The organism is Pantoea sp. BJFS-204, assembly GCF_049310725.1.
GTDB classification, from domain to species: domain Bacteria; phylum Pseudomonadota; class Gammaproteobacteria; order Enterobacterales; family Enterobacteriaceae; genus Pantoea; species Pantoea agglomerans.
In genome coordinates, this window is sequence record NZ_JBMOWE010000009.1 from 140,735 (window position 1) to 166,134 (window position 25,400).

Below are 25,400 nucleotides of genomic sequence, written 5' to 3' on the forward strand. Positions count from 1 at the left end.
ATGCTGATGAATATTGACTGGCAGATACTGGGCTTCGGGGATGAGGGCTGGGGTGGCGTGCTGCTTAACGCCGCCGCCGTCACCGTCAGCGTGTCACTCTGCGCCTGGCTACTGGGTGCGTTGCTGGGCAGCGTGCTCTGCTGGATGCAGATTGCCGGTTCACGCTGGCAGCAGCGACTGGCGGCAGGCTACATCACTCTGTTTCGCGGCGTGCCGGAACTGCTGGTGATCTACCTCTTCTACTTCGGTGGACGACAGGTGGTCTCCACCGTGGGCACCGCGCTGGGCTTCCAGGGACCCTTCGATGTGAACGGCTTTGTGGCGGGCGCGATTGCCATCGGGCTGATCTCCGGTGCCTATCAGAGCGGGGTATTCCGTGGCGCTTTCTACGCCATTCCCGGCGGAACGCGGGAAGCGGCGACCGTGACCGGCATGGGACGGCTGATGATGTTTCGCCGCATTATCGTGCCGCAGGCGTTACGCACTGCGCTGCCCGGCATGGGCAACCAGTGGCAATCGGTGATCAAAGAGTCGGCGCTGGTCTCGGTAACCGGACTGGTGGAAACGATGAACCAGGTCTCCACCGCAGCCAACTCCACCCAGATGTCCTTTTTCTTCTACAGCGTGGGTGCGGTGATCTACCTGATTATCACCACCTGTTCCGATATGGTTTTCCGCTACGTGGAAAAGTTTGCGATGCGCGGTCAACAGCGCTTGAAGGGGTAAGGAGTCCACGTGGATATCATGTTTTTACAGCAGACGCTGCTGGCGCTGCTGAAAGGATTGCCGCTGACCATCAACCTGGCGCTGCTCTCACTCTTTGGCGGCGGCGTGCTGGCGCTGCTGCTTAACCTGCTGCGCATGACGCGTGTCGGCAGCGTTTTCTGTCGCTTCTACGTCTGGCTATTTCGCGGTACGCCACTGCTGATCCAGATCTTTATGGTCTATTACGGCCTGGGCAGTTTACCGGCGGTGCGGGAAAGCTTGTTCTGGCCGCTGCTGCGCGATCCCTACTGGTGCGGCTTACTGGCGCTGATTCTCAATGATGCCGCCTATACCTCGGAGATCCTGCGCGGCGGGCTGCGTGCCGTCAGTCAGCAGTCGCTGGAGGCCGCTAAAGTCTCAGGCATGTCGTCGTATAAAATCTTTACCCGCATCACCTTACCGATTGCGATTCGACAGGCATTGCCGGCCTACAGCAATGAGATCATCTCGATGATCAAAGCAACGTCGCTGGTCAGCACTATCAGCCTGATGGAGATGACCGGCATTGCCGACTCGATAGTCTCTTCCACTTTCCGGGCGCTGGAGGTGTTCCTGAGCGCGGCGGTGATCTACCTGATACTTACCATGCTGGTCAGCAAAGGCGTATCGATGCTGGAACGACGCTTATCACCTTACTATTTTGGAGCACGCTCATGACCGCACCTACCATCATGCTGAGTCATCTCAGAAAGAGTTATGCGGGACACGAAGTGCTGCACGACATCAGCCTGACCGCGCAGGATGGCGATGTGATATCGCTGATTGGAGCCAGTGGGTCGGGGAAAAGTACGCTGCTACGCTGCATTCCGTTTCTTGAAGTGCCGCAGGCAGGCGAAATTGCGGTAGGCGAGGTGAACGTCACGCTGGATAACGCCGACGAAAAACTGAGCCGCGAGCAGCGCCGTCGCATCAAGCTGATGCGAATGCAGCTCGGCTTTGTATTTCAGAGCTTCAACCTGTGGCCGCATAAAACGGTGATGCAGAACATCATTGAAGCGCCGGTTCATGTGCAGAAGCGCAGCCATAAAGAGGCGATTGAAGAAGCAGAAGCGCTGCTCCATAAAGTGGGACTCTATGCTAAACGCGACGCCTGGCCGTCGCAGCTTTCCGGCGGACAGCAGCAGCGTGTGGCGATTGCACGGGCGCTGGCGCAGCAGCCAAAAGCGATACTGTTCGATGAGCCAACTTCAGCGCTGGATCCGGAGCTGGTGGGCGAAGTATTGCGGGTGATCCGCAGTCTGGCGGAAGAGGGACGTACCATGATTATCGTCACCCATGAAATGGGCTTTGCGCGTGACGTGTCGAACAAAGCGGTGTTTCTGCACCAGGGCATGATTGAGGAGTCCGGTTCACCGGAGCAGGTGTTTCTCGATCCGATCTCGCCACGCTGCCGCGCCTTTGTAAATAGCCACTTTGAGCGCAATGCAGGCTGAAGCGGCATTCTGATAAGGCTGACGCGCGGAAATTTCATGTTTTGAGATCACAAAACCCCGGAAGATTTCCCGGGGTTTTTTTAATAGCCGCCAGACCACGTTATCCAGAACGATCAGCGCGATCTTACGCCCGGTCCTGAGACGATGCAGCAGCAGCAGGGCGGCCCGCTTCAACCATTGCCTGCCATTGCTGATAGCTGGGGCGGCTCTGGATTTTTGCATACCACGCTTTCAGGGCGCGACACTCGTCAGGAACAGCAAGATTCACCAAAGCCGCGAAAATCATTCCGCCGGTTACGGCGATATCCGCCATCGAAAATGTATTGCCCGCGACATAAGGTTGTGAGCGTAAAACGCCGTCAAAGTAGTGCATCCCTCTGATGGCCTTTTCACGCATCTTCGCACCCCATTCCGGATTCTGAAAGAGCTCCACCTCCGGCCCCAGTCCTGCTGTGGCATGATGGAAATAGACGCTGACCGCATCAAGAAATTCGATCTCAGCCCGTTTGGTCATCATATGGATAACGCCTTTTTCTGCCGGCGTGACGCCAGTCAGAACCGGATTCTCATCCAGCACATCGAGATATTGCGTAATGGCGGTGCATTCAGCGATCAGCGTTCCGTCATTCAGCGCTAGAACCGGCAGTGTTCCTGAATAATTGATCGCTAAAAATTCAGGTTTTTTATGCTCACCTTTCCACAGGTTGACCGGAATAAATTCGACCTCAGAAAGTAATCCCTTTTCCGCCAGGGCAATCCTGACCCGTGCAGGATAAGGGCCATCATACCAGTCATAAATCTTCATCGCGGGGAGTGACGGAACTGCAGATGCATTGTGGATATCAGTCATGATTGAGTTACCTACCTGTCAATTGGTAGGTGGATTGTGATGCCGAACTTTTCTCCTGTCAATCCCTGTCTACCAGTTGGCAGGTAAATATTTTCCCCTTATAATGCGTCTCCACCTCCTGAAGGAAAACTGAGTTATGAGCCTGAACGCGCGTGAAGCCATTCTGGCCGCAGCAAAAAGTGCTGCCCAGAATCATGGCTATAACGGGATTAATTTTCGCAGCATCGCTGACGAGGTAGGCATCAAGAATGCCAGTATCTATTATCACTTCGCCAGTAAGGCCAATCTGGGAGCCGCGGTTGCCAACCGATACTGGCAGGATACGGCTGAGGATTTAAAGACTATACGCGAGCAAAGTGCCTCACCGGATGAAGCGTTGCAGCGCTATCCGCAGATTTTCCGCAAGTCGCTTGAAGATGCCAACCGGCTCTGTCTCTCCAGCTTTATGGCGGCGGAATATGAAGATCTGCCCGAGGAAGTGAAGCGTGAGGTTCAGTGTTTTGTCGATGCGAACGTCGAGTGGCTGACAGAGGTCCTTTGCGAAAAGTCGCCCGATAACGCGGAGAAAAATGCGCAGCGTGCGCTGGCAATTTACACCGCAGTTGCTGGCGCGCAGTTAATAGCCCGCACGCGCCAGGATATAACCATTTTTGATAACCTGATTGCGACCTATCAGGAGAGCGGCCTGATTCCGCTGTCACACTGAATTAAAACGACACCGCGCCTGAAAGAGATGCAGGCGTCAGCACTCAGAGCTTCAGGGCTATCAGTGAAAGCAGCAGTGAGCATTCAGGGTTAAATCGCACTATGGCGCAAGCCGCCTGCCAGTTGTGTGAACACGTCGATCATCTTTGGCAGCGCCTTTTCCGGCTCGCTGCTGGAAGCGACCCACAGTGCGGCATTCAGCGCCGCGCTGTTCAGCAGATGAGCGGCGGCATCGGCGTCGACCGGCTTCATTATCCCGCTGTCGATAAGACGGGTAATCGTTTCACGCGTGGCTTCCAGGCAGCTGTTCTGGCTGGGCCATTGGGAAGGATCTCCCAGAAAAGCCGGGCCATCGCGCAGCACAATGCGTTGCACTTCGGCATCCATTGCCATGCGGATGTAGGCGATGCCTTCCGCCACCAGCTTCTCCCACGCATCGCTCACCCCAGACGCTGCCGCTTTAGCCTGCTGGGCCATGTCGCCATCAACCTGTGCGACGACCGCCGCAAGCAGCCCCTTTTTGTCACCAAAATTGTGGTAGAGCGCCCCGCGAGTCAGACCTACGCTGGCCGTCAGTTCATCCATTGATGCGGCGGCAAAGCCTTTTTCGGCAAAGGCTGTGCGTGCTGCTGCAATCAGTTTTGCCCGGTTCTCTTCCATTGTTTCAGCGCGACGTTTAGCGGCCATACACTCTCCTTTCACATACGCGAGGTATATTAATTGACATACTCGGCGTATGTGTGATTAATGTGACATACGCCGCGTATATTAAATCAAACTCGTGTGCGCTGCATCCTGCAATCCGCTAAAGGCTATTGAGGAAATTCTATGATCACCCGCGAACCCATCTTTCCTGCTAATCGTCACGCTCTCTATGAGCAACATGGTTATTCAGCGGCTATCCGCTCAGGCGATCTGCTGTTTGTCTCTGGTCAGGTGGGCAGCCGTGCCGACGGCACGCCGGAGCCCGATTTTGCTGCTCAGGTAGAACGGGCATTTGAGAATCTGGCAGCCACGCTCGCTGCGGCAGGGTGTACCTTTGACGATCTGATCGATGTCACCACATTTCACACCGATCCGGAGCATCAGTTCGAAACCATCATGCAGATAAAGCAGCGCGTTTTTCCGCAGCCTCCTTATCCTAACTGGACAGCGGTGGGTGTGACGTGGCTGGCGGGATTTGATTTTGAAATTAAGGTGATTGCGCGCATTCCCGATCAACGGGACCAACGGAGCCTGTCACAGAGTGCATAAAGCATGAGTGGCAATCTGCCTGTCAGGTACTTTACACCGGAGACGGGCGCTGCGATGACATGCCGGACGTTAAATAAGCTGGCATCACATACAGGGATGTCCCGCGCTGCATTTGCAAAACATTTTGGTCAGACGGTTGGAATTACTCCCATAGAATATCTGACGCAATGGAGGATGCTACTCGCCAGCGATCGTCTGCAAAATTCAGGCGAGACGATTTCAGGCATGTCTGCCGCGCTGGGATATGAGTCTGAGCGCCTTCAGAAAAGCATTTAAGCGTGTTACTGGCGCTCCACCAGGAAAGTAAATTCGTTCGAAAAAGTTTTGAAGGTTAATCGAAAACCCCATTAATTACGGCGGTCACGACAGCGGTGCTCAGGGCTATCAGCACAAGATTATCTCCGACGGCTCGCCATTCGTAACCAGGGTAATAGGGCAGCTCATTTAGCATTGATGCTGGCAAACTTTTTTTGGCGATACCCGGAGGCAAAGGTTTACCACGCGCAACTTTTTTAGCTATTCCTGGCGGCAAAGACTGATAGCCGACAAGGCCATAATTGACAGCAAGGTTACGTGCAAGCGAGTAGTTGATATCTGATTCGACGTGATCGGGTCGTCCTGCGTTCTTACGATTTCCATGTTTTTCTTTCGGACCCGCATTACCATGCCCCTTGTTTCCGTGCTCTCCGCTTTTGCCGTTATTACCCGGGTTTCCGCTATTACCATTACCCTGACCGCCACCACCGTTGCCGTTGCCCGGATTTGCGAAAACGGGCGCAGCAAGCACGGTACAAGATATCACCACCGCAAATGCGGCTTTTAAAGCGCGAGATTTGAGCATGTGATCTTTCCTTAATATTATTCAGTAATCTGAACAAGAAAATATAAAGCGATGTAAGGAGGTAACATGAGCTCAACCTCTTCACATTATGATGTCACCTGTTAGTTATTAACCAGCATTAAACGGCCGACAACCACATAGCAACCTTAAGAATTATCTCAAAGTAATCAAACAAAAGCTGTACGGTGTTTTGATATTTCGTATAAATTTTATGCTGAAACCCTTGCTAACAATAGATAAATTTTCGGCTTTAAGCGAGGCGGAATACATTTTCGTTATTTTTATGCTGCTGCAATGCATTGTTTATACTTGCGATTACCTGACATGACTACAACGCTTAATAACTCTGCTACATAAGGTACCTTAAGCGAGACAGAAACCATGTCGACTCATGAGACGGAGCAGGTAATTTTGAGCAGAACTTTTCTGATATCGGTTTTCCCATAATATTCAGGATTACAAAATGAAAAATAATAAAAGCTATAAAGGATGGCTGGCTATATCAGCCGTCGTCGCTCTGTGCAGCACTGCCACCGTACAGGCTGAGACGCAGACAAGCGCCCCGCAGGGCGGGAATACACCGCAGACCGTAAAGAGTGACAAGCTCAGCCCTGGTGATGAAAAAGCACTGAAGGATATGGCGCAGGCCAATCTCAATGAAATTGCCGCCGCCAAAATTGCGCTGAACAAAACACAAAGCGCAGAAGTTAAAACCTTTGCACAGAAGATGGTCGAAGATCATGGCAGTGCCCTGACAAAAGTTCAGGCGGTTGCTAAGCAAAAAGAGGTGACATTACCGACTGCGCCAGACGCTAAACATAAGGCCATGGCCGACAAGCTGGAAAAGCAGAGCGGCGGTGCCTTTGACAAAATGTATATGGAAAATGCCGGAATAATGGATCATAAGATGGTGCTGTCGACGCTGAAGAGTGACGCGACGAAGATAAAGGATCCGGATGTGAAGGCGCTGGCCGACGCGCATACCCCTGTTGTAGAACAGCATCTGAAATCCGCCCAGCACATGGCGATGTAACCGGGCTGGCCGGTTCCGAATTATCCGCAAGCGCTGTTACGGGATCATCGGGACCAGCCAGAAACGACATAATCCACCATCGGCTGGAGTTTCTTTCTCGTTACGCCAGTCTTGGCCTGAACAGCCACGCCCTGCGCTCAGCCACATCGGTATAACTAGGTTGAAATGCGAGCTTCAGGCGCCATCAAGCCCCAGCGTTTCACGACGCAGGAAGGCCCATTCAATCAGAGCAGTCATTGATGGCCCAAGCGCTTTTCCCAGATCGGTAAGTGAGTACTCAACACGCGGAGGGACTTCGGGATAAACCGTGCGAGTCACGATGCCATCCTGTTCCAGTTGCTTAAGCTGCTGGATCAGCATTTTTTGATTTACGCCCTCAATCCGGCGCTCCAGCTCGGAAAAGCGCAGCGGGCCTTTAGCGGCGAAAAGCTGACAGATAATAATTGTCTTCCATTTACCTTCAATAATCTTCAGCGCTTCGGTGGTAGCCTTAGCCCACACCAGTCGCTGCTCCGGAATATCACAACGCCAGTCTCTTTCCATACTTACCTTCAGGTTAGTAACCCACTATTTTGTCGGTTTTTGTTGTTTATTCAGTGAATATATAGGGTATCTCACTTCAACACAGAATCAGGAGCGAAATATGAAAATCGGCGTAATTGGCACAGGTAATATCGGTGGCACCCTGGCACGGAAGCTCAGTGAAGCGGGGCACAAGGTAAAAATCGCTAATTCACGCGGAGTTGATGGCGTGCGTGTTTTTGCGGGTGAAATTAATGCAGAACCCACAGACATCAGGGGAGCGGTTACAGACGTCGAAGCCGTGATTCTCTCCATTCCGCTTCCGGCACTTAGCAGCCTGCCTGATGGGCTTTTCGATCACCTGCCACCCCATGTCCCGGTGATCGACACCAGCAATTACTATCCTGGCCTGCGTGACGCACCGATTACTGCACTGGATAATGGGCAGACTGAAAGCGAATGGGTTCAGGAGCAAATCGGACACCCTGTGGTTAAAGCTTTTAATAATATCCTTGCCGACTCGCTCGCCGATCTGGGCCAGCCGCAGGGAAGTCGGGGTCGTCTGGCGGTTGCCGTAGCGGGAGATCATCCTGAAGCAGTGCAGACGGCCATGTCACTGGTTAACGACACCGGTTTTGATCCTGTGTTCTCTGGGACTATCGCTGAATCATGGCGTCAGCAGCCCTGCACACCTTGTTACTGCTGTGACTGGGAAGCGCCCGTGATGCTGCGAGCTCTGGCGTTGGCCAGAAAGGGAGAAGGTCAGGCTCGGTTGCCACAGCTTTATGCCAGTTTCGCGACGCTGGGTGATGCACCCTCTCATCAGGATATTATCGAAAACAACCGTGCCATAAACTGGCCGGTTTAAATCGCCCGGCCAGGATAATCAGTCTGCATTGAAGTTCTGGATAAAGATTGTTCTGAGAATATTTTTGCATAGTGGCTCTGGCTCAGGCATGTAGTCCACGGTATTGCTCTGCAGGCTTGTCCTTAAGCCTGAGAGATCCAGATTACTCTCCGGCGAGTGCGGTAATAAAGTCACGATAGGTATGCAGTGGGCGGCCAGGCAGGGTGACCAGACGTTCCCGGTCGCCCTCTTGTGGAATCATCCCATCACTGACGTAACGTTCAGCCATCAGCCGCATTTCATACGCCATCCAGCGCGGCATAAACTCCGCCATATTGGCTTGGAATGCATCCGGATTATCTCCTCCATAAATTACCGGACGGCCCAGAAGCTGTTGCCAGGCTGCTGCTGCCTCTTCTCCGTTGAGCGTATCCGGCCCCACGAGAATGAGCGTTTCGACCGGTAATTCTTCGCTGGCCTGGTCGCGCCTTATCACTTCAATTGCCGCCACTTCAGCAATATCCCGTGTATCGACCATTACAGTTACGGATTATCAGACCTCTTTACGGCCCAGATAACGCTCTTTCATCAGTGACAGTTTTATGCCGATATCCAGCGCCGGCGATGGGGGCATGAAACTGGCCTTGCCCAGCGACAGCATATCCGCAATATGCGGGTTGTCCTGTTTCATCATGAAATCCGCCAGCAGACTGCCCGCCACGGTCTGTTTTGAAACACCTGCGCCGTTACAGCCACCCGCCGTACAGATAAATTTGTTCAGCATGCCCCATTCAGGCGCGCCGTTTCGCGTAACGCTGATGGTGCCGGACCAGGTGTGGGTTATCTTTACGCTGCTGAGGGTCGGATAGACTTTATGAAATAAGCGCTGATGCAGCTGGGTTGCCTGCCAGGTCTCTGCGGCATTTACCTGACCGCTGAGTGCGGGTATCACGTGCTGGCGAATCAGGAAACGGCGGTCTGAGGTAAAACGGAAGGTTGCACCGGCAATCGCATTAACCGGCGTAAGCCCCCAGCTCTGCATGGGGGGCAGGGTGGCCAGTTGTTCATCCGTCAGCGGATCGGTAATGCTGGCGAAGGTCGCCATTGCTGCCTGACGCGAAAGTCCTGGTCGCAACTCTGGCGATAATGCGTTGGTGGCCAGCATCACCTTTGGCGTTTTGATGATGCCAAACGGTGTCAGCACTTCAGCCATGCTGCCGTAGCGAATCCCCAGCACTGGCGTATTATCGAAGCGTTGAATATTTTCAGGTAAAGAGTGTTTTAGCCCGGCGATCAACTGCGCCGGATTAACCAGCACACAGCCAGGTGTATATATCCCTTTGCTGTAAAAGCGCGTGCCGAGTTTAAGGTAAAGCTCCTCGCTGTCTGACATCTGCCATGGCTCATCCATTAAATCGAGCTGGCTGGCGTACTCTTTTAAAATACGATCACTGCCACGTTCAGCCTGGCAGTGATATTTACCGACCTGTTCCCAGTCGCAATGAAGATGATGCTGAGAAATAACCTGCTCCAGCTGACGAATGCCTTCCTGAAGCAGGTTACGGTAAGCGTTGGCCTTTTTTAATTCAGCGGTCGAACTGCCAATATTATGAGGCAGACCGATAACAAACCCGGAATTACGTGCCGATGCGCTTTCCCGTGTGCTGTGCGCGTCGACGATGATAATTTTCAGGCCAGGATTGATTTCAGCCATGCGGCGCGCAAAGGCAACACCTGAAAATCCCGCGCCGACGATAACCCAGTCGGCAGTGATATCCTCTCGCAGCATGGGCTGCGGCGTAAAACAATGCTCACCCGCAGGCCAGCCCAGTTGATTGTGATTAAATGGTATCGATGCGTAGCGCAATTCCCTGTGCCTTATCTAAAAAATAGAACAATTTTATAAGTCAAAGCGGGATATCTGTGCCAGCGATAATCTGACTATTGTTGATTTCAGACAAGTAAAATTCAGGTGGATGATTCTTGATTTAACAACCAAAGGTGGCGCGAATTTTCGAAGAAGAGATTATAACGCGACTGTTATGTGTTTTATTTGCTGGTGTCAAAGACCGAAACCAGTGATATGCAAAGCGGTATTCATAAAGCGCGAGCAGGGGAGAGCGAAACGGAACAGGTCACGCTGTTAACTGGCAATTTCGAGTGAGAATCAGCCCCTTAAACCAATGCATGCACGGCATCAAAGCGTTTTATAGATTTCAGCAATCACCTGCATCGTTGCCTCTTCTACGGTTCCTTCATTGCGACATAAAAACCAGCCGTGGTTGGTAATCTCCTGCTCGAACGCTCTGGTGCAAGCGACATGCTCTTCCAGCCGGTGAATCACTGTACTCCCCAGCCCACGCGATCGTGCCGCGGCTCGTTCCCATGAAATCTCAGGTGCCGTGACCACCCCGACATGCAGATCTGGCGCTCGCACATTGAGCTTAATGTTTCGCTGCAAAATCTCTGCAAAGGGCACCATCCGCCGAAACGCGGCATCAGACGGATACCAGCGATCCATCAGGATAATGCAGTTCCCGGGCTGTTTAGTGAGTACATTCTGTGAAATCCAGGCACGGCTAACGGCAAAGCGTTCACAAATATCCTGTTCAAGATCAACGGAGGGATTTCTGGCGAGCCTGTTAACCAGTGCCATTGTTTCCGCCCTGAAGGGATCGCTTTTTTGCTCGCTAAGTCGGATCACCTTCCTGTTATCTGCTCTTAGCACTTGCGTAATGGACTCCAGCAGAGTGGTTTTACCGGTTCCCTTGGGCCCATCCAGAGAAACAAAAAGCTGACGACTCATGCCTGGAATGAGAAGTGAGGAAAGATTTTTGTGAATCGTGCATCCGGTAAAAACATCTTATTTTCCTGGTTTAATAGCTGAAGTTACATCGTTCTCTGTAGCAGTATGGCATGTCAGCGTGAGCATGATTTTAAACAAACACTGATAAACACGCTGGTAACGGTTCTGACTCACGAGTTTATAGAACAGGATGTTAGTCAGATAAGCTTAATAGTTGAGGCCTGTGCGGTGTAGTTTAAGGGAAGCGTCTGGAAAACGGAAAAGATCGTGCCTGTTCTGCCATTTACCCATTCAAACGCATGTCCTTAATCGCAATAACGAGCCCTCAAAGGCAATCCCCCGGTACGTGCAGGAATCTGGCGAGTAGAAATTATCTATATTATGCTCATAAGCCCTTGTTAAATTGATCCTAATCCAATCCTGCCTAAGGTGGTTAAATGTCTGACGAAAGGGAAATCAAACTGGAGACTGCTTTAAAACTGGCGGCCGATCATCCAGCAGAACGACCTGAGTTTTACCGGGTACTGTTAGATTCATCTCTTTACGTCCTGGGTAGTTCCGGAGGGGCAACGGGTGATGGTGAGGTCGAACTAAAGGCGGGTGAGAATATCTCGATTCAGCACTGGGAAAAACCGGATGGAACTCCTGTCATTCCGGTATTCAGCTCGCTTGCCACCCTGCAGCGCGCCATCAGCCAGGAAAGTAAATACATGAAGTTGCCTGCCAGAGCCTTTTTTGAAATGACGCGGGGAGAGGGGGTGTTTCTTAATCCCAGGTCGGATTACGGAAAGGAGTTTGTGCCGGAAGAAATAGAAGCCATGCTGGCGGAAGGAACGGGTCGCCTGCCGCAGACAAGGGTGGTTGAGGAAGAAACACAGGTATTAGTGGGAGTACCTGCCGTTGTTCCGGACAGGCTTCTGAAAGAGTTATCAGCCTGGTTTGCAAAATGTCCCGGGGTCAGCCGTGCATTCCTGGTTTTAATGCACGACCCGTCAGTCGATGATAAACCGCATTATCTGGTGGGGGTGGAAATGAGCGGTGATGTGCAAGAGGTGATGCGTGGTGCGGGTCTTGTCGCAGCGGATACCTCTCCGGATGGGCAGGCGGTGGATCTGATGCGCCTTGGCCAGAACGACAAAGGTCTGGACTCACATATCAGGTCGCAGTTTACGCCATTCTATGTGCGGAGCATGAAGCAAAAACTAAAGGGCATGTTTGGACGCTGAGCGCTGAACGGCTTCTGAATGTTGTCTTGTAACCAGCGTAGTAAATCGGGGGTGACTTTGATCTCCGGTTTCAACAGTGCCAGTGATAGTGACTGAAATAGGTGATCCAGGGCGGATTTATCTATGTCCGCTATGAGTGAGGAGTGGACTTTATGCTTCGGGCTTAATCAGGCGTAACAGAGCGGCCCTGCACATGCGCCTCGTCTATCTGAGTACGTGCGTGAAAGCTCACGGATCAAAGGCTCAGGCCTCGTTAAACCCCTCAATTCGTAAAAATTCTTATCAGCAGTTACCGATCACCGGGTAAATGAAAATCAAAAAGACCCACATTAATTGACGATTAGTGCGCTTATGCACAGGATAATCCCTTTATAACTATACGTTGATTAAACAACATTAATCTTTCTTAATACATTCAATTATCTTTACTATTTGCGTGAAAGATGCACTCTTTCCACAGTGTTACAAAGTTGTTTTTCCCTCCGCATTCAGCCCGCTTATAACTTTATGGCGGTAACAAAAATAATACCGTTTATAAAAAGATTATTAAGAGGGATGAATATGAAAACACTGACAAGAAGACATTTTATGGCTTTTGCGGCAGGAGGAACGGTCGCGCTTGCGGCGGGTCAGGCCATGGCACATGACAACGGCGTAAAGACGTTTCCGGCAGGGAGCGGAGGACGAGATCCCGGACCACATGACCCTATTCGTGAGGCTGAAAGTCCGGACATCGTAAATCCGCCCGTTACCGACAGCGGAACGCTGCCAAACCTTCACTTTTCTTTCAGTGATGCGCACGTACGCAAGGGAAGCGGTGGCTGGACGCGTCAGGTGACGCAGCGGGAGCTGGGCATATCTACGACGATTGCGGGTGTGGACATGCGCCTCAATGCCGGAGGTATTCGCGAACTGCACTGGCATAAAGAGGGGGAGTGGGCTTACATGACTTATGGCAACGCGCGGATTACCGCTTTTGACGCCAGCGGAGGATGGTTTGTTGATGATATCGCTGCAGGTGACCTATGGTATTTTCCGCCCGGTATTCCCCATTCGATTCAGGGTCTCGGTCCCGACGGCTGTGAATTTTTACTGGCTTTTGACGACGGAAATTTTGATGAGGATAGCACTTTTCTGCTGTCAGACTGGTTCAGGCATATTCCCCCGGAAATTCTCGCCAAAAACTTCAGGGTTCCGGTATCTTCATTTTCTCACCTGCCTTCACCTGATGATGAGTACATTTTTGCCGGCAACGTTCCGGGCAGCCTGGAATCAGACAGTATAAAAGGCGGGGTGAAGTCGAAAATCCGCTTTACCCACAAGATGCTGGCTCAGGATCCGGTACGCGCGCCGGGAGGAACCGTCAGGATTACGGATTCATCCAATTTTCCGGTTTCAAAAACGATTGCTGCCGCACTGGTGGAAATTGAGCCAGGCGGACTGCGCGAGCTGCACTGGCATCCTAACAATGATGAATGGCAGTATTACCTTGAAGGAGAGGGACGGATGGGGGTCTTTGCATCATCCGGTCAGGCAAGGACTTTTGACTACCGCGCCGGCGATGTGGGATATGTTCCTTTTGCTATGGGACACTACATCGAAAACACCGGTAAGGGACCACTGCGTTTTCTTGAGCTTTTTAAAAGTGATTACTATGCCGATATTTCGCTTAACCAGTGGCTCGCCAGTACACCACCTGAACTTGTCCGGCAACACCTGCATCTGGATGAAGAGTTTATGAACATGCTTTCACTTAAAAAGAACCCGGTGGTGAAGTAACTGGTTCAGTCGTTACCTGATTAATAAGGATTGACGCTGACTTATTCCTGTTTAAATTAAAGTGTCCGCTTTTAGCATAAAGCGGACACGTATATCGGTAATGCAATTTCCCACCTGCCACTTAAAATGGTGCAATAGCATCATCATTGCTCTTACAGGGATGGGGAAGTTGTTACTAAACTGAGACAGCAGGGCAGTTAAATCATCAGGAAGCATCTGCTATTAACAGGGGACATTTCCAGATTTTACCTGGTAGCCAGACATGAAAACGAAGTTTAGCTTATGTCTATCCAGCATCAACTATTCACTTTTTCCTGACGATACGTCGTGGAAGTCAGTAAAGGTTAATTGAGCCGATGCCCGGACTCTTGCAAAGAATGGTACTTTTTATTTTGCCAGCAGAAATAATCTGTTTTCAAAATCGAATATTTAATCTGGCTGTGGTTATGCCCTTTATTGTTGCTACGAATTGCGTTTAATGCGTTGAGTGCCGGCTCTGCCTCAGCACCTTTATTGGCGCTGGCCGTTGCGTGCCTGGAATAAGTAAAGCGTCGCTTTATTTCCAACGGCATTGCCTACTTAATAACTGGTATATAAGGAGATTTCGATGGCATTTTCAGGAACGGGCCGCGCCACGGTCATATCGCTGAAAAGCGGTCACCCATTGTCTCAGTCCACTGAAGGAAAATCACAATCTATTCTGAGCGAACCCGCTCTTATCACGCTGCAAAGCTCACCTTCTCAGATTTCTTCTTTTCAGAAACAGGGTGACGATCTCATTCTTAACCTGCACGAGAGCGATACGCTTCGCTATCAGAATTTCTTTACTGAGGTTGCAGGCCATCAGAGTAAAATGCTTTTCCAGCAGGGAAGTTTATTTCAGGAGGCACAGTTCAGCACAGACGTTTCCGGCGATGCTCAGACTGTCACCACGCTGACACCTGTCTGGCAATCTCCAGCTTCTGCAACATCTCCAATGCCATTCCCTGCCAGTCCAGAGTCAGATCCCGCGTTATCAATCGTAGAGTCTACCCAAAGCCAGATTCTGATCCCGTCAGGCACGCCGTTAAACGGAGCAGCTGTCGCCCTGAGGGCGACGACCAGCGAAGCTGATTCAACCTTAACGCTTACGCCCCAGGTTGAGTCAGCAACAGCTTCAGATGCCCCCGCCACCTCCGACGCTATGAAGGCCAGCCCCATTCCATTACCGGCGCTGACTCTTGATCCGGTTACCGGCGACAATGCGGTCAGTTACCAGGAGGGGATATACGGGATTATCTTCACCGGCTCCGCCGCCCATCTCCCCTCCGGCACGCCGGTTGAACTGACCCTTGACGGCAGAACCTGGCAGGGCAGCGTCTACCAGGATCAGTGGCAGGTTCAACTCTCTGACAGCGACGTGAAAACTATCAAGGATGGCAACTATACCATTCAGGTCAGTGCAACGGATCTGAATGGAAACAGTACCAGCCTCAGCCAGAATCTGCTGCTGATTACCCACTACAACAGCAGCAACCCGAAAGTCACCGTTAACGACATTACGCTGGCGGATGCGGTCCAGCATGACGGTCAGACCTGGTACGTTATCAGCGGCACGCTTGAAGCGCCGCTGCCGCTTAAGACTTTTGCGGTGCAGGTTTCTGATACCTTCCACTGGAATTATGCCGTGGTAGAGGCAGATGGCAGCTGGCGCGTGGAAATCAGCGCGTCGGAGCTTTCCCAGGGCGGCAACTTCTTGTCGTTTGGCGTGCTGGATGGTGCCGGAAACTGGTTTGAGCAGAGTGGCAATGTCACAGCCGACCTTATTACGCCCGTTGAAGGCGGCAATGGGGTTCCGCCGGTTATCGATGACAATCCAACGGATGGTGGCAATACGCCACCCGCCGATGGTGGCACGCCGATTCCGCCTGTCAGCACGCCCCCTTCTTTAACCATTAACAGTTTTACTGTTGACGGCGTGTTAAGCGCTGAGGAGAAGCTCTCCCCACAGACGTTCAGCGGCACCACAGCGAACCTCGCCGCAGAGAGCACGCTGACCATAATGCTGAACGGTCAGACCTATACCACAACGCTGGCCGCTGACGGCAGCTGGAGTGTTACCCTGCCGTCTGCCGATCTGCAGGTGCTGCCGGTAGGGTCTAACCACATCAGCGTAACCTTTGAAAACAGCGTTGGCGGTACGACCACCGCAAACAAAGTCATTACCGTAGAGGCGTCAGCACCGCCATCAGACGCTATCCCGCCACAGCCGACTATAGACACGCCGTTTGTCGACGGGTTTATGAACGCACATGAACGCTTCGAGCCTGTTACGCTGAGCGGCTCCACTGGTGTGACCGGGGCGGGCCAGAAGATCGATCTGACCGTAGATGGTGTTCACTATGCGGGCGCTGTGGACAGTCTGGGCAACTGGCTTGTCTCACTCTCCACCGGGCAGCTGATGGAAGCAGATTTAGCCGAGGGGAGTCATTCCGTTACGCTAACCGCCACCGATCGCTGGGGCCAGTCCGGTATCACGGAGACGACGTTTATTACCGATACGCAGGATCCTCTTGTCACGATTAATACCCTGGCAGGGGACGGGGTGATCGACAGTCATGAAATCAGCAGCCCGCTGGTGATCTCCGGCAGAGGCGAAGCCGGCAGCACGATTGAGGTTAGTTTTGGGGCCTCCCACTGGAGCGGCATCGTCGATCAAAATGGCCAGTGGCAGTTCTCAGTTCCCGCGGAAACGCTGCAGGGAATGGAGGAAGGGAGCTACCGTGCTATTGCTGAAACAACCGACGAAGCGGGCAACAAAGGTTATGCCTCAGCAGGTGTGCAAATCTTCGCTACTGAGGCGTTGCCGCAGCTGACCCTTGATCCGATCACCGGCGACAATGCGGTCAGTTACCAGGAGGGGATATACGGCATTATTTTCACCGGCTCCGCCGCTCATCTTCCCTCCGGCACGCCGGTTGAACTGACCCTTGACGGCAGAACCTGGCAGGGCAGTGTCTATCAGAATCAGTGGCAGGTTCAGCTCTCTGACAGCGACGTGAAAACTATCAAGGACGGCAACCACACCATTCAGGTCAGCGCAACGGATCTGAATGGAAACAGTACCAGCCTCAGCCAGAATCTGCTGCTGATTACCCACTACAACAGCAGCAACCCGAAAGTCACCGTTAACGACATTACGCTGGCGGATGCGGTCCAGCATGACGGTCAGACCTGGTACGTTATCAGCGGCACGCTTGAAGCGCCGCTGCCGCTTAAGACTTTTGCGGTGCAGGTTTCTGATACCTTCCACTGGAATTATGCCGTGGTAGAGGCAGATGGCAGCTGGCGCGCGGAAATCAGCGCGTCGGAGCTTTCCCAGGGCGGCAACTTCCTGTCGTTTGGCGTGCTGGATGGCGCCGGAAACTGGTTTGAACAGAGTGGTTACGTCACAGCGGATCTGACTTCTCCGGTCAGTGATAACAGCGGCGATCCGTTGCCACCGGTCACCCCCGATAATCCCACCGATGGAAGCAATACTACGCCAGTGGTCGATATTCCAGGTCAGCCTGCACCTGAAATTGATACGCCATTTGGTGACGGCTGGCTGAACCGTGCGGAGAAAAAAGAGGGCTCGATGCTGACCGGCACAACGGGCGTCACCGGCAGCGGTCAGACGGTATCGGTGATTATTGGTGGTAAACATCACAATGCGGTAGTAAGCGACGACGGTCACTGGAGCCTGCCACTGGCGCCGGGGACGATGAAAACAGGTTTCGGCAAGGGGCAGCATGACATTGTCGTGACTGCTAGCGACGCGGCTGGCCATACGGCTACGATAACGACCAGCTATCAGGTGGATGTCTGCGCACCCAAAATCGCTTTTACTCACCTCACAGAGGGGCAGCAAATCAACCTTGCCTCCAGCCATGATCAGCATGTATCAGGTACGGGTGAAGCCGGTGATATTGTTACTGTCAGGCCTGGCGACCACCAGTGGCAAACCAGTGTGACCAGCAAAGGCACGTGGGCCGTGCAGCTTGAAACGCTGGACGCACTCACGCCTGAACCGGGCGAGCACAGAATTACCGCAACTATTCGTGATGCTGCCGGAAACGTTAACCACGTTTCGCAACACGTCGAGCTTTATATGGCCGAGCCGCAACCGAAGCTGAGTATTGCAACCGCAGCGCAGGACAACCTGATCAATGCCACAACTGTGATCAGCAGCAACACAGAAGATGGCAGCAATTCGGAAAGCCATAGTGCTATCACACTGGAGCACGCGTCTCTTCATCCTGATATGGCTGACAATCTCCATCTCTCTGAAACAGTAAACATTGAAACGCTCTCGCTTTTATATTCAAATCTGCACACCAGCCTGAACGGTGCTGCCGATGACGATACGTTTCAGCTGAATGGTGCGCATGAGGCGTTTGATTTTGCCACGCTTGGGCTGAGATCAGGCAACGCTGAGGTCATTAATCTGGGCGCTTTCAGCAGTAATAGCGTCAATCTGGGGCAAAAAGAGCCGTTGCCAATGAACGACAATGCGAGTGAGGCGCCGACGATAAAAGACGCGGACGGCAATGTGGTTACGCTAAGTAACATTGAAGGCGGCGTCTGGAGCGAGGATGGGCAGCGTATAAGTAACGGTCAGCAGTACGACCTGTATCACAATGCCTCTGCCAGCCATGAAGGTTCGCTGGCTGATATCCTGATGCAACATAATCTTCACTTACAACTGGCTTAAATCAGATGGCCGGGGCGGATTTTCTTCCCTGGCCATTTTCCGCAATTAAGATTGCCAGTGAAGCGCATACGAGTGCCCAGCGTAGCTATTCTCTAATGGCGTGCGAACCTACGCTGCCGGTATAGGGAAGACTAACGTCAGGCTAATTTCCGCTATGAGCGAAAAGCGGACATTATGGCCAGATAAAATTCTGCTATCCCAATACATTGATAACTACCAGATATATTGAACGATGCAGTTCAGATCTTTAGGTAAATAATCAAAAGCATAACCTGTTGAGAATCGATACTATATCTCGGTATCACTTTCTTAAGATGTTGATAGATGGGCGTGTGTAAACAGGAGAAGGATGATGATTTCAAAGGAAAATGCAGAGCATTATTTCTGGGGCGACAATTGCGATGGTTGGTATCTGGTAAACCGTCAGGACATGCTGGTTATTCATGAGAAAATGCCTGCCGGCACTTATGAAAAGCGACACTTTCACTCCGTTTCCAGACAGTTTTTCTTTGTTCTCAATGGTGTTCTTTCGATGGAGTTGGAAGGTAAATTGCATAATATCAAAGCCCTGCAGGGGCTAGAAATTCCACCGGGGTCAAAACATCAAGCCAGAAACGACACTGAGTTTCCTGTAGAGTTTATTGTAATTTCGCACCCAACGACGCGAGGAGATCGTTCTGACCTTCCTTCATCCTGCTGACGAATTATGAACACCGCAATGGCTTGTCTTAAGGTAAGGACTGCGCGCCAGGTGTTAACTTAACTGAGTATTTGCAACGCCTGCTTCAGGCACAAACCTGACCTGCGTTTCGGTAGGTCCGCTATGAGCGAAAAGCGGAACATTAAAAATAATGACATTGCTCAGACCCCATTTCCGCAGCTGACTAAAGTGAAAATAAAATGAACAAAAGCAGTCTTAAAGCGTTTTCCCTGTTACGTGTTCTGACGTTGACGTGTGTGCCCATGTTTTTACTGGGTTGCGCCAGTGCACTTTGCCCTTTTGGCACCACTGAAGGCACGGTACCGGACTTTAAAAATAGTTACTGGAGATCCACAGATAAAAAACCGGCTAAGACTAATGAACAAGTCCTGGAGGAATGCACCCATGCTGCCGATGCTGAGGAGCAACGGCTTTCGCAGATCTATCTGCAGATGTGTAAAACCGGACGTTTAACCGCAGAAAATCAACAATTTGCACAGAAATTACTCGGCAATCCACTCTATTCTGGCCTGGAACCAGTAAAAGCCGTCCCCCAGCATCAATCAGATGATTCAGTTGAAGCTCAGCTGAAATGGTCGATGTCTTATAGCGATAATCCTCAGGAGTTCAAAGAAAATTGTGGCTCTTACATTGAAAATAACGCAGCGGAACGGTCCAGCACCATGCTGGGTTTACAGGCGGGCCGTTACAAAGAGCAGGTTTTTAAACAGTGCATGGCAGAAAACCATATGGCGCTCATTGTTCCAAAAACTGAATTCAGTCAGTGCAAGTCGATAGGGTGGTAAGCAACCACAGGCCTGACCTCTATACCAGGCAAAATATAATGTGTCCGCTAAAACTCATCATCTATTTATGTCTGTAAACCGGGTTCATTAGCCGTGCCCAGCACACCGGGGTTTTTAAACCTGCGCCACCAGACAAGGAAGCATGGGAAGATGAGAAAATGATTACACTGAAGATTTACGCTCCGTACCCCAAAGAAACAGTGTTATGTGGGCAGATATAAAATTAAATGCGGGCTATGCTGCAGAATGCATGATCCCGGAAAAGCATTAATTATGTTGAATAGCGTTCATGCCAGGCGGCGCGCTTGCCGTTTACCTTCGGTCTGCACTATCTGATGTGATACCAGGATAGCGGTTAAAGGGAATAACACATGAAGTCAAACCATAGTATCTTTGTCAGGATAGGGTTAATTATTGGAGTGTTTCTGATTTTTATTTTCTTAAAATATATTTTCGATGCAAGTCGGCCAATGCAAAGCGATGTGCGTGGCAGGCCTGTCCTTAATGTCTGTAGCGAATCTGTTCATGGTAAATTTAACCAGAATGGTGAGAGAGATAACTTATTTCAGGTAAGTCAGCAATGTTCAAATGATATACGGCCTGTTTTCAGTAACTATGTATCCATTAAGAACAATATTTACTGGGTGAGTAAAATTAATTACGAACACTCTCCCTGCATTACTGGGACGGGCGATACTTCAGGTTTAATTTATAACATCACTTCCTGGGGTTGCTTAACAGCAAAGCCCATGCAGGTCAATAAAATAGAAAAGCGCGATCTTTATTTAGTGGCTAAATACTCCTCTACGTTTCGACCGGTTAATTACGTTAAGACTACCCGGCCATACTGGCAATCGGAACAATTAGCGAGCTACGCGCAAGATGAATCGTCTGTATATTTCCGGAGCGAGAAGATAAAAGAGGTTAACCCGGAAGATTTCCAGGTTATTTTTCCATTTGGAAAGGATGATAAATGGCGTATTTACAATGTCTTCAAAAGTAATGGCTCAACCTATGTCGGTGGCTATAATGTTGGTGATTTAGATCTGAGTAAATTTCATCTTCTTTCTGTTGTCTCCTGTCCGGAGCATGGGCTCACCAGATGCACGGGATATAGCAATCCAGATACCTTTTTTCGTGCGGGAAACTGGGGGCGCGGAGTGATTGGTCACATCGGGAATGATGTCATCTTTTTACAGCCTGAAGTGATCAGTCGCTTCTCAAATATGGCTTCACCAGACATGTTTATGTTTGCGTCATCCGAGCGTATTTATCTGTATACTTACAGTAAATTTTACGAAGTGGTTGAAGGTGAGACAGGATTACAAAAGAAACTTGTCGAGATGGATAAACAGTATTTCGAGCAGAATCCATGATTATCTGGCAGGCAAAATGTGATCACGTGCTGCCACGTAAACATTATCTAATTAACATCCAGGTGAGTCTGTAATTGAAACTGCTCTCAGGGGGGGGGGAAACATCCGAATTCCGACACCCTGGACTAACCTGTTTCTATATGTCTGGCTGAAAAATGATACCATTAGTTCTTTTCATTAACGGTCCTGCTGCCCCGATCCTGATTGATATGATACGCATCAATCCCAGTAAACCAGATAAGCAAGTGCGGCAGCTGAACAGAAGGCATAGGGGCTTAAAAGCAAAATATCCGAATAAGGCGTTTCACATATCCTGATAACAGGCCATGCCAGTACAACCAGCCACATGAAGAGCGCAGAGCACACGATAAAAAAGCTCCCCTTAAGGGCAGCGTCAGGATAAAATCGCTTTGAAATCATCGCTAATGGCATGCCGATTATCATTGAGCCCATCGTGGTGCCAATAATACTCACCATAACGATGAAAAAATAAGTAAAAATTAAACCCATTACGGGTGTACTGCTTTTTCCCAAGGAAAGATAGGTTAAAACCAGTAATGAACCCACGACACTACTAAATATTGCTGATATCACAGATATCCTAATCCAGTTGTCGTCAATAATGTTCGGCATAATTTTCTCTATGTCTGAGCAGCTATATTGATGCAGCTTACTCGCTTAAATTTTCGGCACGGGCTTGATCGCAAAACAGGCTTCCGGCACAGCATCCTTTTGCTGACCTGTGACGGGCATCCGGCAATAAGGACATTAAGGCCGCCTGTCAGGGTATTTAGCGCCAGGCCAGTGAGCGTCTCGCATCCTTAAGGCTGAATCGCTTTACCCTGCTCATCAAGCAGATCCGTCAGGAGAGCCGTTCCATCGCTTCCCACCCGAAATGCCCCGTAACGCGCCTGGGCGAATCTGTCGGCATGACCTTCCTGAAAGAAATAAGCGTTAGTACCGACGGTCAGCGAGCCATAATGTTGATGGTATTTTACCCGTAGCTGATTCGGCTGCAGAGGTTCACCCTGATCAAAACGGGCCTGAGTCGCATGACGCTGCGCATCGAGGTCAACAATCAGGGTTCCGCTGGTGGGCAGGCATGACGCTGACAGGGTCGCGCCACAGGACTCAGCCTGTTGATACAACGTCAGTTCCAGTGGGCGGGTGAGGGCATAATTCAGCGCCATGTAATCACCCTGCATCAGGGATCGCGGATCAACCGGGGCAAGAGGCAAAATCATGACCGCACCTTGCTTCAGCAACTGCTCTTTTTGCCAGATGCTGACATTGACGGCTGTCAGCGCCAGCGCTATCACAGCGCCAGCCAGCCATCGGCTCTGTTTATGCATTCTCACGGGCACCTCCGATTTGTGCAGGTAATACTTTTTTGACTCCCCATGCCAGCCCCAGTAAAACCAGACCGCTGACCAGCAGCAGCAGGGATTTCTGCAGCAGAATTACCTCCAGGAGGTAATACCAGCCAATGACATACAGCACCATGAAACTGCCACTGACCACCAGCAACCCCAGACTTCCCTGATAACGTGCCATCAGAATTAACCACAATCCCAGCCCTATACCCGGTGCATAGAGGGCGGCAGCCCCGCAGATAAGTGCAGCGGGCAGCGTGATAATCGAAAACAGCGGCTGTCTTCTGTGCCTTTTCTGACTGAGCGCACTCAGCACTAAGCCTGCCGCGATCCCTGTGCCAGTCGCAGACTGAAGCGTGGAAAATTGCGATGCTGACCAGAGGAAATCCGTGAGATAAGCCGCGTTTATCCCAAGGAAACTCAGCAACATCAGACCACACGGGATGCCATACAGCAGAGGATGTACCGCGTCAGCATACGGCCCTGCCTGTAACTTCAACTGATGACTGACAGTCCACATCCACAAAAATATAACCGCCGCCACCAGTACGGACACAGCAAGGCGTGCAGCCATCGGAGACAGGCAGATCCGGGCCAGAGAGTAGCCCGCCAGCACCAGGAAAAAGGTCAGGGCAGTGATGGCCATAAACCGATAAGTGCGGTCGGGCATCGCCATCGCCATTGCGGCCAGGATCGGCAAGGCAGTCAGTGAACTCAGCATAATAAAGCTGACGTCATTGCTCTGAATTTGCAGCAGAACACCGGTTATCAGCCCGCACGTTGCCGCAATCGCCCATGCCAGCCCGAGGTGATGTTTACCGTCACGCTGACTGCTTAACAGGCCACGTGCAATGGCGGCAAGCAGCAGCGAAGGAATAATAAGGGTGGCAGCATTCGGGTCTTCCAGCAGATCAGTGGCATAGAGCATCAGTATCATCAATAACAGAATGATGATCGCTGCCACCCAGCCTCCGACGCTTAGCGCCAGCCTCAGATACCAGGGCAGGTCGGATGCGTGACCGCGCTGCTTAATTTCCTCAACCTGTAAGGCGCTCAGCAAACCCTGCTGACGCAAAGTGTCTGTCAGTAAGGTCAGCCTGGCCGGAACCAGATCGATTGGCCCCTTTTCAACCAGTTTGCGTTGCCACTTCAGCAGAATTGAACCATTTACCGCCACCCAGAATGCCAACAGGATGCCAGTCAAAAACAGATCACCCGTATCGTAGGCTAAAAGAAATAACTGCATAATTAGCGCACAGCCAACCACGGTCAGGCTGGCGATGCCCAGCGTCAGCATGCAGAGATCCGGATAGCGGTAACGGTACAGGTAATAACCTGCCAGCAGGGTGATCACCCAACCGCCGGTGATGTAAGGAAGGTGGTCACCGCCGGCCCAGTCAGAGAGATTCCCGGCCACAATGGCGGTCAGCTGAAGCAGTAAAAATCCCGCCATGACTCGCGAGAACCAGCGGCTTGCCAGCCAGCTCTCGGGCTGATGCGTTATCGCGCGCCACGCCAGCGCTTCCCTGACAATCAGGCAGGCTGCCAGCAACGCCAGATATGCGTAGAGCACAGTGGTCGGGAGCCTGGCTAAACTGTCAGACGCGGCGAGATCCAGCAGTGACGACGGCAGGGTGTTGTAATAGAGCTGGAACGCCAGATTAGCGACCAGCCAGCTGCAAAACCACAGGCTGTTTTGCCGTGCAATCAGCGCCAGCGGCAGAAGAACGTATAACCAGGCCCGGAATAGCTCCCAGCTGTCAGCACCGGTCTGATAAATCTGTCCATACAGCGCAAAAAGGGCACCGAAGCTTAGCCCTGTCGCCAGTAATGCGTTGCGTGCCAGCGTGCTGTACCAGCGCCACCAGACAATCACCGCTAGCGCGACGATCAACAGCTCAGCCAGGGCAAATTTCGCCATTTTCGGCAGCCAGGCCCAGTTCCAGGCAATAAAGAACACCGCTCCGGCAACCAGAGACAGTAATCCCAGACAGGAAAGAACCGGGATAAGAAACTGACGCCACTGAGCATCTGACGGTCTGATTCCACAGAAAGCAAAGATACGCTGGCAGGTTTCCGGGGTCAGGCTTCCTCCTTTCAGCAGGCGTGCGATCTGGCGACAAAGATACTCTGCCGTCCGTGACGGCATCCCGGTGATGCCATCGGGTGCAAGCTCCCTCATTCTTTCCCTGCCTCTGTTAGCGGTATGACTTTGATGATGAAGTTAACGGCTGTTCTTCCCTGCGTTCAATCCGCGTGTCGGTCAGTGACGCTCTGCTAAGCGGCCGATAATTTTGCTGAACAAATGTAAACATCTTTTCCTGGATATAACAGCGTAAATCAAAGGCGAGG

The 25,400-nt window shown here is 51.4% G+C and carries 24 protein-coding genes; 14 read left to right on the forward strand and 10 right to left on the reverse strand.

Translation table 11 applies throughout. From position 1 onward, the window contains the following. Genes ACO6VX_RS20440 through ACO6VX_RS20450 form a run of 3 tightly spaced genes read left to right on the forward strand, consistent with a single transcriptional unit; the run spans window position 1 to window position 2,198 of the window. Window positions 1–726, forward strand: a complete 726-nt coding sequence (locus ACO6VX_RS20440; protein ID WP_422431326.1) for an ABC transporter permease — start codon at window positions 1–3, stop codon at window positions 724–726. A gap of 9 nt (window positions 727–735) precedes the next feature. Beyond that, window positions 736–1,422, forward strand: a complete 687-nt coding sequence (locus ACO6VX_RS20445) for an ABC transporter permease (protein WP_010246777.1) — start codon at window positions 736–738, stop codon at window positions 1,420–1,422. Beyond that, window positions 1,419–2,198, forward strand: coding sequence for an ABC transporter ATP-binding protein (locus tag ACO6VX_RS20450; protein ID WP_010246775.1), 780 nt, complete (start codon window positions 1,419–1,421; stop codon window positions 2,196–2,198). Before ACO6VX_RS20445 ends, ACO6VX_RS20450 begins: the two co-directional genes overlap by 4 nt. Before the next feature lie 124 nt (window positions 2,199–2,322). Here the strand turns inward: ACO6VX_RS20450 and ACO6VX_RS20455 are convergent, their stop codons facing one another. Next, on the reverse strand, window positions 2,323–3,048 hold the full coding sequence (locus ACO6VX_RS20455) for a glutathione S-transferase (protein ID WP_158132408.1): 726 nt from the start codon (window positions 3,046–3,048) through the stop codon (window positions 2,323–2,325). A gap of 136 nt (window positions 3,049–3,184) precedes the next feature. Here ACO6VX_RS20455 and ACO6VX_RS20460 point away from each other — a divergent pair, with 136 nt between their 5' ends. Continuing rightward, the gene (locus ACO6VX_RS20460) at window positions 3,185–3,754 is read left to right on the forward strand and encodes a TetR/AcrR family transcriptional regulator (RefSeq protein WP_033787231.1); all 570 of its coding nucleotides are present in this window, start codon (window positions 3,185–3,187) and stop codon (window positions 3,752–3,754) included. A gap of 89 nt (window positions 3,755–3,843) precedes the next feature. Here ACO6VX_RS20460 and ACO6VX_RS20465 read toward each other — a convergent pair whose 3' ends face one another. After that, complete coding sequence (locus ACO6VX_RS20465; RefSeq protein WP_191921734.1) at window positions 3,844–4,440, reverse strand: TetR/AcrR family transcriptional regulator; 597 nt, start codon at window positions 4,438–4,440, stop codon at window positions 3,844–3,846. 141 nt (window positions 4,441–4,581) lie between these two features. On the opposite strand from ACO6VX_RS20465, the gene ACO6VX_RS20470 reads away from it, so the two are divergent. Beyond that, a complete protein-coding gene (locus ACO6VX_RS20470) occupies window positions 4,582–5,007 on the forward strand; it encodes a RidA family protein (RefSeq protein WP_033768711.1) in 426 nt (141 codons plus the stop codon). Window positions 5,008–5,010: 3 nt separating this feature from the next. Further along, window positions 5,011–5,283, forward strand: coding sequence for a helix-turn-helix domain-containing protein (locus ACO6VX_RS20475; RefSeq protein WP_244649689.1), 273 nt, complete (start codon window positions 5,011–5,013; stop codon window positions 5,281–5,283). A 55-nt stretch (window positions 5,284–5,338) separates the two neighbouring features. Here the strand turns inward: ACO6VX_RS20475 and ACO6VX_RS20480 are convergent, their stop codons facing one another. Continuing rightward, window positions 5,339–5,848: an anti-virulence regulator CigR family protein gene (locus tag ACO6VX_RS20480; protein ID WP_033760899.1), complete on the reverse strand. Its 510-nt coding sequence runs from the start codon at window positions 5,846–5,848 to the stop codon at window positions 5,339–5,341. 463 nt (window positions 5,849–6,311) lie between these two features. On the opposite strand from ACO6VX_RS20480, the gene ACO6VX_RS20485 reads away from it, so the two are divergent. After that, entirely contained in the window at window positions 6,312–6,881 is a 570-nt protein-coding gene (locus ACO6VX_RS20485) for a DUF4142 domain-containing protein (protein ID WP_033760900.1), read from the forward strand. 174 nt (window positions 6,882–7,055) lie between these two features. Here ACO6VX_RS20485 and ACO6VX_RS20490 read toward each other — a convergent pair whose 3' ends face one another. After that, entirely contained in the window at window positions 7,056–7,424 is a 369-nt protein-coding gene (locus ACO6VX_RS20490) for a winged helix-turn-helix transcriptional regulator (protein ID WP_033760901.1), read from the reverse strand. Between the two features lie 100 nt (window positions 7,425–7,524). Between ACO6VX_RS20490 and ACO6VX_RS20495 the strand changes: the two genes are divergently transcribed. Next, window positions 7,525–8,271 carry an NADPH-dependent F420 reductase gene (locus ACO6VX_RS20495; protein ID WP_050679221.1) on the forward strand — a complete coding sequence of 249 codons (747 nt, stop codon included), beginning with the start codon at window positions 7,525–7,527 and terminating at the stop codon, window positions 8,269–8,271. 142 nt (window positions 8,272–8,413) lie between these two features. Here ACO6VX_RS20495 and ACO6VX_RS20500 read toward each other — a convergent pair whose 3' ends face one another. From ACO6VX_RS20500 to ACO6VX_RS20510, 3 genes are all read right to left on the reverse strand, one after another. Beyond that, on the reverse strand, window positions 8,414–8,788 hold the full coding sequence (locus ACO6VX_RS20500; RefSeq protein ID WP_072101260.1) for an NmrA family transcriptional regulator: 375 nt from the start codon (window positions 8,786–8,788) through the stop codon (window positions 8,414–8,416). A gap of 15 nt (window positions 8,789–8,803) precedes the next feature. Further along, window positions 8,804–10,117 (reverse strand): NAD(P)/FAD-dependent oxidoreductase, encoded by a 1,314-nt coding sequence (locus ACO6VX_RS20505; RefSeq protein WP_422431320.1) that lies wholly within the window; start codon window positions 10,115–10,117, stop codon window positions 8,804–8,806. Between the two features lie 330 nt (window positions 10,118–10,447). After that, window positions 10,448–11,056, reverse strand: coding sequence for a dTMP kinase (locus tag ACO6VX_RS20510; protein WP_422431318.1), 609 nt, complete (start codon window positions 11,054–11,056; stop codon window positions 10,448–10,450). Between the two features lie 437 nt (window positions 11,057–11,493). Here ACO6VX_RS20510 and ACO6VX_RS20515 point away from each other — a divergent pair, with 437 nt between their 5' ends. The 6 genes from ACO6VX_RS20515 to ACO6VX_RS20540 all read left to right on the forward strand — a co-directional run bounded on the left by ACO6VX_RS20515 (window position 11,494) and on the right by ACO6VX_RS20540 (window position 21,675). After that, window positions 11,494–12,282, forward strand: a complete 789-nt coding sequence (locus ACO6VX_RS20515; protein ID WP_010246741.1) for an enhanced serine sensitivity protein SseB C-terminal domain-containing protein — start codon at window positions 11,494–11,496, stop codon at window positions 12,280–12,282. 561 nt (window positions 12,283–12,843) lie between these two features. Beyond that, complete coding sequence (locus ACO6VX_RS20520; RefSeq protein ID WP_029519267.1) at window positions 12,844–14,061, forward strand: cupin domain-containing protein; 1,218 nt, start codon at window positions 12,844–12,846, stop codon at window positions 14,059–14,061. Between the two features lie 607 nt (window positions 14,062–14,668). Then, a complete protein-coding gene (locus ACO6VX_RS20525; protein ID WP_422431316.1) occupies window positions 14,669–18,793 on the forward strand; it encodes a BapA prefix-like domain-containing protein in 4,125 nt (1,374 codons plus the stop codon). 352 nt (window positions 18,794–19,145) lie between these two features. Further along, window positions 19,146–19,493 (forward strand): cupin domain-containing protein, encoded by a 348-nt coding sequence (locus tag ACO6VX_RS20530; RefSeq protein ID WP_061902409.1) that lies wholly within the window; start codon window positions 19,146–19,148, stop codon window positions 19,491–19,493. Between the two features lie 200 nt (window positions 19,494–19,693). Next, window positions 19,694–20,299 carry a hypothetical protein gene (locus ACO6VX_RS20535; protein ID WP_124890465.1) on the forward strand — a complete coding sequence of 202 codons (606 nt, stop codon included), beginning with the start codon at window positions 19,694–19,696 and terminating at the stop codon, window positions 20,297–20,299. A gap of 371 nt (window positions 20,300–20,670) precedes the next feature. Continuing rightward, window positions 20,671–21,675 carry a DKNYY domain-containing protein gene (locus tag ACO6VX_RS20540; protein ID WP_010246733.1) on the forward strand — a complete coding sequence of 335 codons (1,005 nt, stop codon included), beginning with the start codon at window positions 20,671–20,673 and terminating at the stop codon, window positions 21,673–21,675. Between the two features lie 219 nt (window positions 21,676–21,894). On the opposite strand, the gene ACO6VX_RS20545 is transcribed toward ACO6VX_RS20540, so the two are convergent. The 3 genes from ACO6VX_RS20545 to ACO6VX_RS20555 form a co-directional block, all read right to left on the reverse strand. Beyond that, window positions 21,895–22,308 carry a hypothetical protein gene (locus ACO6VX_RS20545; RefSeq protein ID WP_060678909.1) on the reverse strand — a complete coding sequence of 138 codons (414 nt, stop codon included), beginning with the start codon at window positions 22,306–22,308 and terminating at the stop codon, window positions 21,895–21,897. Between the two features lie 188 nt (window positions 22,309–22,496). Beyond that, on the reverse strand, window positions 22,497–23,027 hold the full coding sequence (locus ACO6VX_RS20550) for a GDYXXLXY domain-containing protein (RefSeq protein ID WP_182500656.1): 531 nt from the start codon (window positions 23,025–23,027) through the stop codon (window positions 22,497–22,499). Further along, window positions 23,020–25,230, reverse strand: coding sequence for a DUF4401 domain-containing protein (locus ACO6VX_RS20555; RefSeq protein WP_422431311.1), 2,211 nt, complete (start codon window positions 25,228–25,230; stop codon window positions 23,020–23,022). The genes ACO6VX_RS20550 and ACO6VX_RS20555 overlap by 8 nt, the downstream gene beginning before the upstream one ends. Window positions 25,231–25,400 lie beyond the last annotated feature (170 nt).